The sequence below is a fragment of the Kribbella sp. NBC_00889 genome (genome assembly GCF_045207705.1).
Lineage (GTDB): Bacteria > Actinomycetota > Actinomycetes > Propionibacteriales > Kribbellaceae > Kribbella.
In genome coordinates, this window is sequence record NZ_CP108783.1 from 4,614,521 (window position 1) to 4,629,048 (window position 14,528).

Below are 14,528 nucleotides of genomic sequence, written 5' to 3' on the forward strand. Positions count from 1 at the left end.
CCCAGCACGCAAGGGCATTCTCGCGTTACGGCACGCTCACCCCAGCCAAATCACCCCAACCATCGGTGGGTCGAGCCTTAGCCGATTACGCGTGCCTACGTCGACCTCGGGCCCTGCCTGTCCTGGGGCCTTCACCGGTGCTCCGGGTTCTCGAAGTCGAACCGGCAGCCGGCGTCCCACTCCGAGCGATGGCTTGCCGAGGGCCGGGATGACGCCCGCGTCCTTCAGCATCCTTGCCAGGTGCAACAGGTTCCAGGTCATGAGGGTGGTGTTGCGGTTGGTGAAGTAGTTCTCGGGACCGCCCGACCCTTCGTCCAGATACGACGGCCCCAAGCCGGCCTCGCCGATCCACCCGGCGTCGGCAGGAGTTCCCGTAAGCCGCCCGATTGCCTGTTTGGTCACCGAACTGTTGTCGCCAAGCTAGATCGGTCCGGCGATCACCACGATATCGGCAGCCATTACCTGCTGCTGGATCGCGGGCCACTCGTCGACCGTCGAGTGCACGGTCATGTCTGACCAGACCCCGGTCGCGATGTCGTGGTCGATCGCGCGGATCACCTCCACCTCGACGCCTTGCTTCTGGTGGCCACGACGGGCGTTGCTGGAGGCTGAACCTCACAGCGAGCGGGCCACCTTGGAGCTGGCGGCTCTGTGAAAGCCGTCCTCCGCGCTGTCTGCGCACTCCACGTACCCACACATAACGAGCCAGCCATGAGCTGATGTCACTGCACGTCGTGTGTCCCGACGCGCCGATGTAAGTGCAAGTCAGGGGTTGCAGAAGAATCATGTCATATGCAACCATACGATTGCACTTACGGAGAGAGGTCACATGAAGATCGCCACCAAGGCTCCAACCGGCACCACCGCGGCGCTGGGCGTGCTGTTCGCTGGGGCGTTCATGATGGGCACCTCGGATGAGCTCGTCTTCGGGATGCTCGACCTAATTTCTGTGGGACTCGCTGTCTCGGTGCCGGCCGCCGGTGCACTCGTGAGCGCCAACGCGCTCGGCTTGATGATCGGTGGTCCGCTGCTGACCCTGTTGACCACGCGGTTCGACCGTCGCACGGTGGTGCTCGCCGCGACCGCAGCGTTCGTACTGCTCAACCTGGCGCCAGTGCTTATCGACGAATACTCGCTGTTCCTCGGCTCCCGCGTGCTGGTCGGCGCGGTCCAGGGACTGTTCATCGCCGCCGCGATCACCACGGCGACGTCGATGGTGCCACCCGAACGGACGGGCCGCGCGATGGCCGTGGTGATTTCCGGATTTGCAACGGCGAGCGCCCTTGGGCTGCCCCTGTTCACGCTCCTTGGTCAGACACTGGGGTGGCGTACCTCGTTCGGCGCGGTCGTCGTGACCGGGCTCGTGGTCCTGCTGGCCTCGACCGCTGTCATCCCGTCGGTGCCGACCATGCGAGAGAGCCGGGCGGTGAGACATCAACTACGCCACGTGCTCGCCCCTCCGGTGCTGGCCGTGCTGGCGCTGTGCTGCCTGGTTTTCACCGCGGTCCAGTCGGCGTGGACCTACCTGGTGCCTTATCTGGGTGAGGTCACCGGCGTCACCGGTGCCGCGGTGACCGCCTTCCTGCTGCTCTACGGCGTGGCGTCCATGATCGGCTCTGCCGCCGGTGGCCGGTTCGCCGACGCGAACGCCGCGCGCACACTGGTCGTCGGGACGATCGGGATGGGTGCGTCGCTGATGGGGATGTACCTCTTCGGTGGAAGTCCAGTCGTGATGGCCCTGACGGTGCTGTGCGTGGGGCTCTGCATGGGTATGACGCCCGCGATGCAGCACCGGGTTGAGACACTCGCCGGACCCGGGGCCCTGCTGGCGTCCTCGCTGCCGGTGTCGGCGGTCTACGCCGGCATCGCCGGCGGCTCCCTGACCGGCGGTGCCGCGATAGATCTCGCCGGCCTCCCCGCCGCAGTCCTCACCGGAGCAGTCATCGCCATGACCGCCGCCGGGGTCGCCGTGGTCTCCCGCAGTCTTCGGCCGGCCGCGGCCCCGACGAGCGAGCAGGAGGCGCCCGAGCCGCTCGCTGTCGAAACCATCCATCAACCGAAGGACACTTGTCATGACGATCAACCAACGAGCGGTCGCCGACCCCGACACGTTCGCCGTTCGACGCACGATCCGGATCGCCGCCCCGCCTGAGAAGGTCTGGACCGCGGTCACCGAACCCGAGCACATCTCCCGCTGGTTCGGACGAACCGTCCTGATCGGTGGGGGCGTGGGTGCACACGGCACCATCGGATGGCCGGACGAACCGGCCAGGCCGATTCGCATCGAGGCGATCCACCCCTCCCGCAGTGTCACCTACCGGTGGTGCAACGACGACATCGGGCGCGTCCCGGACACGGTCGACGATGCGCCCTCCACGGTGTTCACCTTCACCCTCGAGCCCACGCCCGACGGCACTCTGCTCACCGTGGAGGAGACGGGATTCGAGATGACTGCCGACCCCGCGGGGAGTCTCGAGAGCCACCGCCAGGGGTGGGATGACGAACTCGACAAGCTCGTCAGCCTGCTCGAGGGCAGTTCGCTGTGACCGAGACGCTGGTACCGGTGTTCTCCGCGCTCGGGGACGAGACCCGCTGGAGCATCCTGCAGGCACTGGGGGAGAACGACGCGTCCGCGTCGGCACTCGCCAGCCGCCTCCCGATCAGCCGCCAGGCAATCGCCAAGCACCTCGCTGTCCTCCAGGACGTCGGCCTCGTCAAGCCGATCCCAGTCGGGCGCGAGGTGAGATACCAGGTCGTCGGATCGGAACTCAGTACTGCGGCGCGCCGACTCGATGCCATCGGCACGGCCTGGGAGACCCGCCTCGCAGCCATCAAGGAGATCGCCGAAGACCTATGACCCCATTCCTGCGCGGTCGGCCTCGACGCCGGCCCATCACCTGACCGCGCAGCCGTTCGGAAAGAAGCACCTCTAGGAAGGAACAGACAGTGGTTGACATCTTGCACCGCATCGCAGTGGAGGGCATTGCCCCCCAGACCGTGTTCGACGCGGTCGCGACCCGCGCCGGAATCGCGTCCTGGTGGATCGGCGATACGAGCGGCGACGACGCTGTTGGCGGCACGCTGGACTTCGGCGCCGGCATCAAGTCCACAGTGGTAGAGCGTCGGCCCGAACGCGTCAGCTGGCAGGTGACGGAGGGTTTTGAGGAGTGGATCGGGACCCGCATCACCTTCGACATCCGGCGAGACGACGACTGGACCGTCGTCCTGTTCAAGCACGAGGGCTGGGCTGAGCCGGCCGAGTTCATGCACCACTGCAGCACGAAGTGGGGCGTGTTCATGGTTAGCCTCAAGCAGTACCTCGAGACCGGCACCGGATCGCCGACGCCTCACGACACCTTGATCGACAACTGGTCCTGATCTGATATGGAGCGTGAGCCTGTCAATGGGCAGGGTGAGGCTCCCGTCCGGCTCCACCCCGTTTGAACCGCCCCGGGAGGTCCGGAGGCTTAGTTCGTTGGAAGTACAGCCGCGGTTCACCTGCTGCACCTTCGAGTGCGTCGCCGGCGGCCGCGGCATTGTGCTCGAGCTGGTCGGCTTGGAGTTCGCGGAGCGCCTGGTCGGCGGCGCCGGCCATCCCGGGTAAGCCCCGATCCACCGATGGGCTGAGGCTTGAGGGTGCGTTCTCGGTTTGAGCTTGTGATCGTGGCGTGGGCATGGGTGGTCGCCGGCCTCGCTGCCGGGGTGTTCCACGCTGGGTCTGGGTTGCGCCGATCGGCTGGGTGGTCAGGTGGTTGTTGGGCGTGGTGGTCCGCAGACTCGGGTGAATAGCTCGGTCCAGGCTGAGTCCCATGGCCAGGTGGTGGGCAGATGCAGGATGAGCCGTCGCGCAGTTGACGCGATCCTGGCTGGGACGGTGATCAGGGTGCGTCGGATTGTGGGGGTGGTGGCTTTCGACAGGGTGTCGCCGGCCAGGGTGGCTGCGGCGCGGGTGAGGTTGAACGCGATGACGGCGAGCACCAGCCAGGCGGCGTTGGCCCAGAAGGTGCCTGAGGGTAGGTGGGCCAGGGCGGAGCTCTTCAGGTCGGCGTTGACCTGTTCGATGATCGCGTGGCCGCGGTGGGTCTGGTCGGCGAGGCCAGTGAGGAACCGGGACGCGACCGCGTCGAGCTGGCGGACGTGGCCGAAGGTGAACGCACGCAGGAACGAGCCCAGTGTCGAAGGCGCATACGCACGCTCGAAGACCTTGCCCATGCCGCCGTGCCGCAACAGGCCCAGGTCGTCAATGCTGTCCGCGCCGGCCACCATCCCCGCGACCAGCGAGGCCACCTTCAACCCCGCGTTGGCGCCCTTGTCGGTGGGCACACTCAGATGCTCATCGGCCAGCGACCGCAGTCCAGCCTGCTCAGCCACCGCAACGATCGGCACCAGACCGGCGGCCGACACGAGATTCGGATCGTCGAACACCGCCGAGATCGCCCGCGGAGTATGAGAGAGTTGCATCTCAGAGATGCCCTTCCGGCTCGGACTATTGGGACCTTAGACAAGTCCAATTTCCCAGCAGGTAAGGGCATTCTCGCGTTACGACCCGCTCACCCCGGCCTCAGCATCGGTGGATCCAGGCTAAGGGGTGCTGATCAGCCCCGGCGCCAGGGCAACGGGGAGTACCGCCGCGGACCAAGGCCGGGCGGAGTCGCCGGCGAAGGTCACCAGGTGCGGGTGAGGATCAGCCATTCAGCGGCCTCGATCAGCGAAAGGCCGTGGGCTTGTGCGAGGTCGGCCAGCATCTGGGCGGTTTTGGGCGGGTGATGCGGTGCCGAGCATGAGGATGCCTTCGGCGATGGCGATCGTCTTGTCGTGATCGAGGTCCATCGCGCGGATTCACTCCCCGGGCGAGGGGCGGTTTGGGTTCCGCAGAGCACTCGTCGTGGGGCCGCGGAGTCCCAGCGGATCCTCGCGTCGTCGGTGGCTAGTCCTGTTCCCGCCGCTCTTCATTGATACGCAGAGCTTCGGCGAGTTGGTCTTCCAAGATGATGATCCGACAGGCGGCCTCGAGGGCGGTGCCTTGGTCGACGAGTTCACGCGCGCGGGCTGCCAGGCGGAGCTGGTAGCGGGAGTAGCGACGGTGGCCGCCCTCAGAACGTTGCGGGGCGATCAGCTTTGCCTCGTCCAGGCTCCGTAGGAACCCTGGCGTGGTGCCCAGCATTTCCGCGGCCCTGCCCATCGTGAAGGCGGGATAGTCATCGTCGTCGAAGTTGGCCGGCCCGGCCGGGGTTGAACTCATCGGGGTCTCCGTGTGCAGGTCTGGGGTCATCGAACCTCCATGCCGAAGGCCCCGGTGCCGAAGCACCGGGGCCCAGGGGTTGTGGATTGCCACCATCTACCAGCCGTGAGGCCGGTCTTGCATGTCCGCAGCGCGCCACGTGAAGGCTGTCATTGCGGGGATCGCTGAATGCGTAACCGAAGACCACCTTCCCATCTGATGGAGCTACGGCACCCGCCCGGCGAAGTACTGGCACTGGCGGGCGATCCGACGGTGTAATCCCTTCCCTTCTCTCTCGAACAACAACTACTGCTACTTACTGCTACCTCAACTACAAACAGCAACTGCTACTGCTGGTACGGAACTGCGACTTCAACCGCTGACTACAACTGCGAACTGCAACAGCTACTTCCATCCGTCAAGCCTGGAGCCCTTTCCGACCACTGGCTCGCAGTGACTCTGACCGGATCCTGGCGGGAAACCCGAGCCCCTTCACTGATCGGCCCGGCGGAATCCGCCGTCGTACGTACTTCGCAATCACACTCTTGGACAGGACGGTAGCTGTCCACGTCAGCTTCGCTGTTCTTCTCTGTCAACACGAGGAACACTACACACGTCGCCGGTGAATGTCTAATCCCATCACCACAGATATTGAGGGTGTCGCGGGAGAGGTTCGAGCTGCTGCTAGGAGCCAGGTGGCGTGCCTGGCTGTGCGGTGAGGTCATGGGTTGGGATGGTGGGCATGCCGAGGTTGACTGCGCGGCGGGCCTGGGTGCGTTTGCCGCGGAGGAAGGTGAGGGTGAGGTCGATACCCTCGATCTCGCCCTTCCAGCCGTTGGCCGCGGCTTGGTCACGGCGCTGGACCAGGTCGGCTTCCAACTCGTCCAGGCGCGGGAGCATCTTCGGGTTGAGGGTGAGCATCGGGCAGCGGATGCAGGCGTGCTCGTGGGCGCATGGTGTGCCGTACGGCCGGCCGCAGGAGCCGAGTTCGACCTTGCGCTTGTCGAAATGCTCCTCGAACTCGGTCCACTCGCCAGTGGTGGGCTCGCGGTATTCCTCCTGTGGCCGCTGTTCGCGGCGGCGCTCGAGGAACTGCTGGTAGTGGCGCACGACAACCTCGTCGAAGACGGCGACGTAACCGCGGGTGGTTTCGATGCTGAGGTGGCCGAGCAGAGCGGCGCCGATGTGGATAGGGAGCCCGGAGTTGACCAGTTCGGTGGCGAACAGCCGGCGGAAGTCGTGCGGGGCGAAGGTGATGCCTTCGAACTCCGGGTGGATCTTCGCCAGGTCGGTGCAGCGTTCCAGAAGCCGGCGGCGGATCGTTGTGGGCGTGACTGCGGAGCGGTGCAGGCCGTTGATGCGCTGGAACAGGTAGGGCAGTGAGGCTTTCCAGATCCGCTCGTAGGGGTCGTAGCTGTGCGCGAGCGGAACAGTGCTGTGTTGGCTGCGGTGGCGTTTGATGACTTGGGCGATCGGGTGGAACAGCTCGGCCGACATCGGAATCACCCGTTCGCGGTCGGCCTTCGAGGGCGCGACGACCAGCAGCGCGATCCCCTCGCCGTTGGTGCGTTGGTAGTTGCGGACGCTGAGGTGGGTCAGCTCGAGCAGCTCCTCGATCCTCAGTCCGGCGTGCCGCAGGATCTCCACGACGGCCCAGTCGAAGAACGCGCCCTCTTCTTCGAGCGTGACCTGGACCAGCTCGCCGGTGTCGCGGTTCAGGGCGCGGAGCCGGTAGGCCTCGCCGCGTTTGGCGTAGCGGCAGTCGTTCTCGCTGGCGGTGCGCTGCCACCGGGTGCCGTCGTGGGTGAAGTGCTTTCCCAGTCCGACAGCCTCGGTCGCGGCCAGCAGGTCGCGGTAGTACAACCACCGGGTCGTGACACTGCTTCCACTGCTGGTAGGTCTCCTCCGACAGGTGCAGATCGGCCTGGCCGGGGTTGACCTTCTCGACGTTGCTCCAGAACGGCTGGGTGAGCAGGTGGGCCAGCTGGCTGACCGTGTTGTAGTCCAGGCCGACCGCGCGCCGGCGCAGGTATTCGATGAACACCTCGCGGATGCCGGGTGTGGTCGGCCGGTCTCGGTCGACGAGCTGTTCGATGGTCAGCTGGCCCTGCAGTAATGCCGCTCGCAGCGTGTGCGGCGACGAGAGCGGGAAGACGCCCATCGAGCGCAGCAGCTGCCAGGCCGCGACGGCGTCGTGCTTCACCGCCGGCCCGCCGTCCACGCCCTGCGCCCGGGCGGTCAGTGCATAGTGCAGTAGAACCCCTGGGGTCAGATCGCTCAGGTTGATGCCGAACACGGTGAGGGCCTGGGCGACGTCGCTTAGCGCGGCCCGCTGCATGAAGTCCCGGGCAGCGGAGTCGCGGACGTGGTCGAAGAACTTGTCCAGCAGCGGATCGCGGGTGGCCAGGCGCAGGTGCTCGGCGTAGTTCGGATACCTCCCGGCCCGGAGCGCTCTGAGGCTCGGGCGCACAACCCGCAGGCAGAACAGGATCCGCGCGCTGGTCGTCATGTGACCACGCGGCTTCTTCCCGGTCACCAGGTCGGCTGGAACGACGGTGCCGTCGTTGAGGCCGCGGGCCTCCCAGCGTTGCTGCCAGCTGTTCCCGGGCGCCGTCTCGAGCTCCGACAGCAGAGCCGGTATACCGGTTCGCAGGTGCAACCTGATGGGCTTGGTGTGCGCCCACAAAGGCTCAGCAACTGCCAGGATCTCCTCCGCCGTCGCGACCGACAGATCACCAGCCGGCCGCGGCGGGTTCCTCAGGACCGGCGGTGGTGTCGGCTGCAGCTTCGCCGCCGGGATGTCGACCATGACGCTCGGGTCGTGGCGAACGACTCGCGCCGTGGTGGCCCAGCCACCCCGGGAGCTGTACTTCGGTTCCCCGGCCGACGTGCTCATCCGAACACCGCCTCGACATCGCCAGCGGCGTAACCGGGCGTCCACCGAGGCTCCAGCTTCGGCCGCCGGTAGTGCTCGGCCAGCTTGTCCATGAGATCCTCCAGGGCCACCACCGTGTACTGCGCCGTGGTCGTCACATGCGCGTGCCGCAAGATCGTCTGTACCTCAACCAGCGTCAGTTCCGGATCCCGCGCCATCCGCGTGGCTGCGGGGTGCCGCAGGTCGTGCAGTGTCCAGTTGATGCCCAGGGCATCATTCGCCCGCGCCATGACCTGTCGCAGCGCCCAGTACGTCAATGGGCGTGGCTGCCCGCGCCTGGTGCGCCACAACGGTTGCCCCGGTGCCGGGAGACCCGCCTCATCGAGGTAGGCCGCCAGATAGGCCAAGGCCTCCGGTGACACCGGCACCGGCTCGTGCTGCCGGGTGCCCTTGCTGATCACCCAGACCTTGCCCGCTGACCAGTCGACGTCTTCCAAACCCAACCCGAGTAGCTCAGCCGCTCGCGCCCCGGACGACACGAAACACGCCAGCAGGGCGGGTCGCGAACACACCGCAGCTGAGCGAACAGCTCGTCCCACAGCCTGTCCGGGATCGCCCGCGGGACCCGGGACCTGACCTTGGGGCGCAGCCGGCCCCGCCGGACCGGCACCGAGGGCTCCAGCGGTGAACGGTGTGCCAGCTCGTCCGGCGATCCGGGTTCTGCGGGACCGGATTGACGCCCGGTCCACGGCCGAAGTGCCGGTGATACTCATAGAACCCGTGCACCACCGTCAGCGCGTGCGCGATCGTCGACGGCGCATACCCAGCCGCCAAGGTCGGCTTGCCTGTGCGGGCATTCACCACGCCAGCACCGGCCCGCTTGCGCTGCGGGTTCGGCGCGGACCGCAGCCAACCAACCAACGCGGCCGCCTCAGCCTCCGTCGCCCGCTCCCACCCCACGTCGACCAGCCACAACAGCCGGAACCACCGCAGCAGATCGTGCGCATAGCTGCGCCCCGTCGCCGGGCTGGCATCACCCAACGCGAGATCCCGCAGATACCGACTCACCGGCTCGACCTCGCGGCCAGCCGCATCCACCACCAGCCACGGCAACGACGCCAGGCCACCAGCCGAAGCGGCACCAACCCGCGGAAGAGCGACACGCCCCTCCATCACCTCACCGTACGAACGAAGCTCCCCAGTAACCACGCCGCAGATCATCACGAAAACCCACCCACCCGGCCAACTCGGACGACCAGTTAGTGCAGTTAACTGACCAGTACAGCCACGGCGGCGCCATCACCAGCTCGGTCAGTCCGGAGATCTCCCACCGCCGGCCTTTCAGGCGGGAGGCAGACGGAGCGATGCGCGACGGGTGTGGCTGGTCGCCGCGGCAGAGGCTCAGGCGGCCGACCAGGGCCAGCGGCCGGGAGGGGCGGCTGACCGGGCCGGATCGACGGCAGCGGCGGTGAAGCTGCCCGGTCGTCCCCACGTCGAGTTCGCCGGTCTGTTCTTGCTGGGGTCAGCATTCATCTTCACCATCGTTGGCCTCGCCTCGGGCGTTCTGTTCTTCTGGTCACCGTGGAGTGACTGACTACGCGCTCGGTGCAGGCCGACGAACCGGTATGACGAGACGTGCATGTGAGAAGGCAGTTGCGTGTGTGGCGGATGTCCTCTCTGGATTGTTGGATTGGTGGGCCGCGGCCGAGGCTGCCCGTTCCGCTGGTCGATTGAGCCCCAATGGCCGCGCCAAGGCCTAGGTCCGGCACGAACCGCAAAGACTCGGTCTGCTGAAGCGATTAATGACCTTCTCCTGCTGATGAGGGTCTGTGCCGCTCGGCTGGCGTTCAGGTCTCGCGAGCCTTGTCGGTGGCGGGGTTGGACGCGGTTGCCAGGGGTCGACCGCGCTGGTCGCGCGAGCCTCGGCGTTGTCGTGCCCTCGGCCGCGGTTACGACGCATGCGCCACAGCGGTGGCGATCACCGCGGCGATCTGCTGTGGGACCTCATCCGGTAGCAGGAAGACCGAGCCAGGAATGGTCACCAGCGTGACGTTGGGTGCGCCCTTGAGCGTGGCGCGCTCGTCGTCGGTGAGGCCACCGTCGCCGCGCTTCTCGGCGTGGACTACCCACGCCGAGTGACCGGAGGCGGCCAGTTCGGCGGCGGGGTCGCGGTCTGCGGCGATGTAGTCGAGGTACTCGCTGCAGACGCGGACCGCATCGCGGGCAGTGTTCAGCTTGATGTCCTCGAGCAGTTCCTGCTTGTGGACCTTGGTGCTCTTGGCGGACCTGGCAATGAGCGGCATGAGTCGAAGCAGGATCGCCATCGGCCACACGCCGACCTTCTCCGATGCCCGCACGACGCCGCGGAAGAACCGGGCTTCATCCGCGGTGGTCGGGCTGATGCCGAGAAGGACGACCGGGCCATCGAAGAGCCCAGACAGCGCCATCTCCAAGGCCACCGTGGCACCGTGGGAGAAACCCACGACCACGTCGCAATGATGCTCCCTCGCGAGTTCGCCAGCGCGACGAGCGAGTGCGGGGATGGACACGTCCTCAGCGAGGGGCGCGCCGGCCATGCCCGGCAGCGTCGTGGCCACCGAACGGACCCCTGACAGAGCCGGCTCGTCCATGACGAGGCGGAACGACCGAGCCGCCATCGCCCCACCCGGCAATAGCAGCACCGATGACGATGCATCCGGTGGCCCGGCGGTCATAGTCTCCCAAGCCTCTCGCACCGCTACCACCTCCTCGCTGACGAGATGAAGCGTATTCCGCGACGAGCTTCTTCGGAATCCTGGTGGCATGACGGAACCGTGACTGCTCGGCACCGCGCAGCCCTGGCGTAGTGGCACGTGGATGGCTACGCGTGATGCGTGCAGTGCGTGTTGCCGAGCAGTCATGCCACCTGGAACGCTCGCGGCCGGAATCGTCGAGGATGGGAGCAGAAATGCGGATCGTGAGGTGCGACGTCACCGTGTCCCTTGACGGGCGCATGGCGGCCTCTGGGCAGCGCCTGGAGAATCCGATGGGTGAGGGCGGGATGCGGACGATGGCATGGCATGGCTCCGAGCTGGACACGTCTCCCTTCACCGGCACCCCGAACCCGACGGGAGCGTTCGTGATGGGGCGGAACATGTTCGGCCCGGACAGGGGTGAGTGGGACCTGTACTGGCGCGGGTGGTGGGGTGATGAGCCGCCGTATCACGCCCCGGTGTACGTACTCAGTCACTACAAGCGCGAGCCATTGCCGATGAAGGGCGGCACGACGTTTCACTTCGTCACCGACGGCATTCAGGCCGCACTGGAACAGGCGCGCAAGACGGCCGATGCCGGCGACGTGCAGATCGCCGGTGGCGCTAGCACCGTGCGGCAATATCTCAGGGCCGGGCTGCTGGAGGAACTGGTGCTGCACGTCGCGCCGGTAACGGTGGGCGGCGGCGAACGGCCGCTGGACGGTATTGGTGCCCTGGACTTCAATCCTGTCGACGTGGCCTCGGGGCCGGCAGTGACACGCCTGAAGTACCGGCCCAGGCGATAGTCAACACTGAGCCCAGCGGCTCCCTTCCGGAGAGAGGACTAGGGTTCGGCGACGAAGCCCTGAGGCCTTCGATGAGTGCTGTGCCTCCACCGGCTGCGGCGGCCGTCCGTGGACGGTCCCCCCACGGCGGCCCGTGAGGGCAGCACGGCGAACGCCGCGCCCGCGCCGCCTTGAACCCTGGAGAGACGAATCCTGCATGACCCGCTAGCGTAACGATATTCGTCGCAACTGGACCGCCGGCGTGGGATCAAACGTGGTGCGAAATCGCGTCAAACAGAGTCGACTGGCGGGGACAGAATCCCTTCGAACCCGGACTTCCGCCTAGAGAGGCTCGTTGCTAGGGCATCACGCAGCCTTTTAATCCGTTGGCCGAAGGTTCGAACCGCCGTCGACACGGGTCGCGGGCAGTTCAACAGTCGAGCAGGAACGACAGCTTTCCCTGACAACCCGGACACCCAGAACCGTTCGTCCGGTTGGAAACCAACGCTGGCCAACGGTGGCCGACTGCGCAACGCCAGATGACCACCTCGCCGGAGCGTTGCCTGTAATCGAATGGGCTCAGCGAGTTTTGCACATCCCACTCCCCCACCAGCTGCGGATGTAGGTCACCGAGCGAGCGACCCTGGTTCAGGCACTGACTGCTTGCGTCGGCTCGCAGAGCCTTTCCTAACAGCGCAGCTGGCTTGCTCGTTCTCCCAACGTTGTCGGGCCGAGTCCTCCGGGTGCAGGTGTCGCCACCTCCCGCGACAACCCGGGCAGCCCGTGCCTTTCACCCTGTTGCCGATAGTTGCCCACCCCCGCTCCATGAGTGCTGTGCCGTCTGCGGGCGCTAGGGCCGGTCGAGGAGGAAGGTCTGCATCGGGCCCTTTCCCTTGACCTCGATGGTGCCGCGCGGACGTACGGCGAACTCCGGGCCGAGGGCGGCGGCCACCCGTCCCGTGACCTGGATCTCGCCGGGTGGGCCGTGGGACTCCATCCGGCTCGCGGTGTTCACGGTGTCGCCCCAGAGGTCGTAGATGAACTTGCGCCGACCGATCACGCCGGCCACCACCGGTCCGGAGTCGATTCCTATCCGGACCGCGAGCCAGTCCTGCCCGGGCAGGGCTGCGATCCGGGCGACCTCGTCGCGCAGCGCGAGCGCAGTACGGGCGACCGCTGCGAGGTGGTCCGGCCGCGGCTTCGGTAGGCCGCCGACCAGCATGTACGCGTCACCGATCGTCTTGATCTTCTCGACCCCCTCGGCGTCGGCGATCCGGTCGAACGCGGAGAACACCTGGTCCAGCAGCTTCACGACGTCCGTCGCCGCCATCACCGCCGATCGCGCCGTGAAGCCGACGATGTCGGCGAAGAGCACGCTGACCGCGTCGTAGTGTTCCGCGATCACCCCTGGCTCTGACTTGAGGCGCTCGGCGATCGGCTCCGGGAGCACGTTGAGCAGGAGCCGCTCCGAACGCTCCCGCTCGGCCCGGAGGTCCCGATGGGCTCGCTCCCGCTGCTCGACGAAGTAGCTGAGCATCACGTACGCGCTCACCATGACGCCCGCGATGTTCAGCACCAGGAACGTGACCACGAATCCGGGTGGCAGCGCCGACGGGGATTGTGCGAGTCGGGAATCGACCAGGGCGAGCGCGGCCAACTCGACGAAGAACGCCACCAGCCACGGCACGGAGCGCCGGATACCGAGCAACGCGAGCGCCGCCAGCGGTGTGAACACCGCCCAGAGGATCATCGCGCTCGACGCCACGAAGCCGCCGAGCGAGACCTGCAGCAAAGCTGGCAGCACCAGGAACGCCAGCAGCTGCGTGGTGCGGAACGTGGCGAAACGCCGCGTCCGGGCCAGGACGGCCAGCCCGATGACGGTGATCACCTGGTAGAAGCCTGGGATCGCCGCCGAGACCGGGTCGCCGTAGGCGAGGTACGTGGTCACCCAGATCGTGGAGATCGCCGTGATCAGCAGCGACGAGAAAATGAGCGTGCCCTGTCGGAGCCGCTCGTCGTGGGTGTCCTCCGGCCGAGCGCCGACATCGGCCAGCCGCTCCAACCAGCGGACGACAGCCCGCCCCGGGCCACGCCCGCGGCCGCGAGCCTGGAGCCAGGACCCGGTCACCTGAAGATCGTATGCGCGCAATCCCCTGGCGACATCCTCCGAACAGGCCCTTCGGCGCCGACGCGAGCGCGGCGCGCCGCCCTTTCAGCCCCGGCATGGCGTCCGCTCGCCTTCTCCCACGCGGGGTCGTTTGACCTGGGTGACATGCTCCTGAGGTGACGCGCTGCTGGGCCCCATGATGGCTGCAAAACCCAGGTCATCGCGGCGCGCGTCCATCGGTCCGCGGGCCAGCTCAATACCGCCACTCAGCACCGCAGTTCGGCGGGGGAATCAATGGCCAGCGTGGGGCCACTCGTGGGGCCAAGTGGAGTCAAACAGCGTTGGCAGAGTGGTCAGATCGGGTCGAGACACGAACTCCCGGAGCCTGAAGTAGGTCTCTGTGGCAACGGCCGTCGGACTCATAATCCCTGCGTCGCGGGTGCGAGTCCCGCCCGCCCTACTCCACAAAGCCGCAGGTCACAGGCTTTTGCGCCTGACGGCAGTCAGCAGCGGTTCGGCGTCATGACATCCCTCATGACGCCAACCGTCCGCTGCCGCCCGCAACCTGGCAGGCCCAGCCCCACCTTCTACTCCGAGCTGCGCCGCTGCCGCATCCACTGCCGAGGCCGCAAAAAAGACATCGAGCACCGAACGACCCGGCCACACCAATGCGACGAGCACGAAGGTACACGCTGCCCCGCAACAACCCAGCCGGATGCCGCCGGTGCCGCCGGAAGTGCAAGCCCCACGTGTGCAAGGGCCTCGCCGACTCAACCGTCCCGCCGACGAACAGCGGCCCGGCGACGAT

General features: G+C 66.9%; 17 protein-coding genes. 7 read left to right on the top strand and 10 right to left on the bottom strand.

Going from position 1 to position 14,528, the window contains the following annotated elements:
• Nucleotides 1–36: 36 nt before the first annotated feature.
• Both OG817_RS22295 and OG817_RS22300 read right to left on the bottom strand, forming a co-directional pair.
• Nucleotides 37–402, bottom strand: a complete 366-nt coding sequence (locus OG817_RS22295; RefSeq protein ID WP_406046600.1) for a hypothetical protein — start codon at nucleotides 400–402, stop codon at nucleotides 37–39.
• Between the two features lie 18 nt (nucleotides 403–420).
• Nucleotides 421–564, bottom strand: coding sequence for a hypothetical protein (locus OG817_RS22300; RefSeq protein WP_406046601.1), 144 nt, complete (start codon nucleotides 562–564; stop codon nucleotides 421–423).
• A gap of 265 nt (nucleotides 565–829) precedes the next feature.
• On the opposite strand from OG817_RS22300, the gene OG817_RS22305 reads away from it, so the two are divergent.
• The 5 genes from OG817_RS22305 to OG817_RS22325 all read left to right on the top strand — a co-directional run bounded on the left by OG817_RS22305 (nucleotide 830) and on the right by OG817_RS22325 (nucleotide 3,604).
• A complete protein-coding gene (locus OG817_RS22305) occupies nucleotides 830–2,152 on the top strand; it encodes an MFS transporter (RefSeq protein WP_406046602.1) in 1,323 nt (440 codons plus the stop codon).
• The gene (locus OG817_RS22310) at nucleotides 2,073–2,546 is read left to right on the top strand and encodes an SRPBCC domain-containing protein (protein WP_406046603.1); all 474 of its coding nucleotides are present in this window, start codon (nucleotides 2,073–2,075) and stop codon (nucleotides 2,544–2,546) included. Before OG817_RS22305 ends, OG817_RS22310 begins: the two co-directional genes overlap by 80 nt.
• Nucleotides 2,543–2,857: an ArsR/SmtB family transcription factor gene (locus OG817_RS22315; protein WP_406046604.1), complete on the top strand. Its 315-nt coding sequence runs from the start codon at nucleotides 2,543–2,545 to the stop codon at nucleotides 2,855–2,857. Before OG817_RS22310 ends, OG817_RS22315 begins: the two co-directional genes overlap by 4 nt.
• An 89-nt stretch (nucleotides 2,858–2,946) precedes the next feature.
• Entirely contained in the window at nucleotides 2,947–3,378 is a 432-nt protein-coding gene (locus OG817_RS22320; protein ID WP_406046605.1) for an SRPBCC domain-containing protein, read from the top strand.
• A 97-nt stretch (nucleotides 3,379–3,475) separates the two neighbouring features.
• Nucleotides 3,476–3,604, top strand: a complete 129-nt coding sequence (locus OG817_RS22325; protein WP_406046606.1) for a hypothetical protein — start codon at nucleotides 3,476–3,478, stop codon at nucleotides 3,602–3,604.
• Nucleotides 3,605–3,744: 140 nt separating this feature from the next.
• Here the strand turns inward: OG817_RS22325 and OG817_RS22330 are convergent, their stop codons facing one another.
• From OG817_RS22330 to OG817_RS22340, 3 genes are all read right to left on the bottom strand, one after another.
• On the bottom strand, nucleotides 3,745–4,461 hold the full coding sequence (locus tag OG817_RS22330; protein ID WP_406046607.1) for a transposase: 717 nt from the start codon (nucleotides 4,459–4,461) through the stop codon (nucleotides 3,745–3,747).
• A 466-nt stretch (nucleotides 4,462–4,927) separates the two neighbouring features.
• The gene (locus tag OG817_RS22335) at nucleotides 4,928–5,272 is read right to left on the bottom strand and encodes a MerR family transcriptional regulator (protein ID WP_406046608.1); all 345 of its coding nucleotides are present in this window, start codon (nucleotides 5,270–5,272) and stop codon (nucleotides 4,928–4,930) included.
• Nucleotides 5,273–5,905: 633 nt separating this feature from the next.
• Nucleotides 5,906–7,084 (bottom strand): tyrosine-type recombinase/integrase, encoded by a 1,179-nt coding sequence (locus OG817_RS22340; RefSeq protein WP_406046609.1) that lies wholly within the window; start codon nucleotides 7,082–7,084, stop codon nucleotides 5,906–5,908.
• A gap of 49 nt (nucleotides 7,085–7,133) precedes the next feature.
• On the opposite strand from OG817_RS22340, the gene OG817_RS22345 reads away from it, so the two are divergent.
• Nucleotides 7,134–7,337 carry a hypothetical protein gene (locus OG817_RS22345; RefSeq protein ID WP_406046610.1) on the top strand — a complete coding sequence of 68 codons (204 nt, stop codon included), beginning with the start codon at nucleotides 7,134–7,136 and terminating at the stop codon, nucleotides 7,335–7,337.
• Between the two features lie 776 nt (nucleotides 7,338–8,113).
• Here OG817_RS22345 and OG817_RS22350 read toward each other — a convergent pair.
• From OG817_RS22350 to OG817_RS22360, 3 genes are all read right to left on the bottom strand, one after another.
• Nucleotides 8,114–8,599, bottom strand: a complete 486-nt coding sequence (locus tag OG817_RS22350) for a tyrosine-type recombinase/integrase (protein ID WP_406046611.1) — start codon at nucleotides 8,597–8,599, stop codon at nucleotides 8,114–8,116.
• 10 nt (nucleotides 8,600–8,609) lie between these two features.
• Nucleotides 8,610–9,269, bottom strand: coding sequence for a hypothetical protein (locus OG817_RS22355; protein WP_406046612.1), 660 nt, complete (start codon nucleotides 9,267–9,269; stop codon nucleotides 8,610–8,612).
• Between the two features lie 776 nt (nucleotides 9,270–10,045).
• Nucleotides 10,046–10,996 carry an alpha/beta fold hydrolase gene (locus OG817_RS22360; RefSeq protein WP_406046613.1) on the bottom strand — a complete coding sequence of 317 codons (951 nt, stop codon included), beginning with the start codon at nucleotides 10,994–10,996 and terminating at the stop codon, nucleotides 10,046–10,048.
• Nucleotides 10,997–11,043: 47 nt separating this feature from the next.
• On the opposite strand from OG817_RS22360, the gene OG817_RS22365 reads away from it, so the two are divergent.
• Nucleotides 11,044–11,634 carry a dihydrofolate reductase family protein gene (locus tag OG817_RS22365; RefSeq protein ID WP_406046614.1) on the top strand — a complete coding sequence of 197 codons (591 nt, stop codon included), beginning with the start codon at nucleotides 11,044–11,046 and terminating at the stop codon, nucleotides 11,632–11,634.
• A 409-nt stretch (nucleotides 11,635–12,043) separates the two neighbouring features.
• Here OG817_RS22365 and OG817_RS22370 read toward each other — a convergent pair whose 3' ends face one another.
• Entirely contained in the window at nucleotides 12,044–12,223 is a 180-nt protein-coding gene (locus OG817_RS22370) for a zinc-ribbon domain-containing protein (protein ID WP_406046615.1), read from the bottom strand.
• 240 nt (nucleotides 12,224–12,463) lie between these two features.
• Nucleotides 12,464–13,741, bottom strand: coding sequence for an adenylate/guanylate cyclase domain-containing protein (locus tag OG817_RS22375; RefSeq protein WP_406046616.1), 1,278 nt, complete (start codon nucleotides 13,739–13,741; stop codon nucleotides 12,464–12,466).
• Nucleotides 13,742–14,528: the final 787 nt, after the last annotated feature.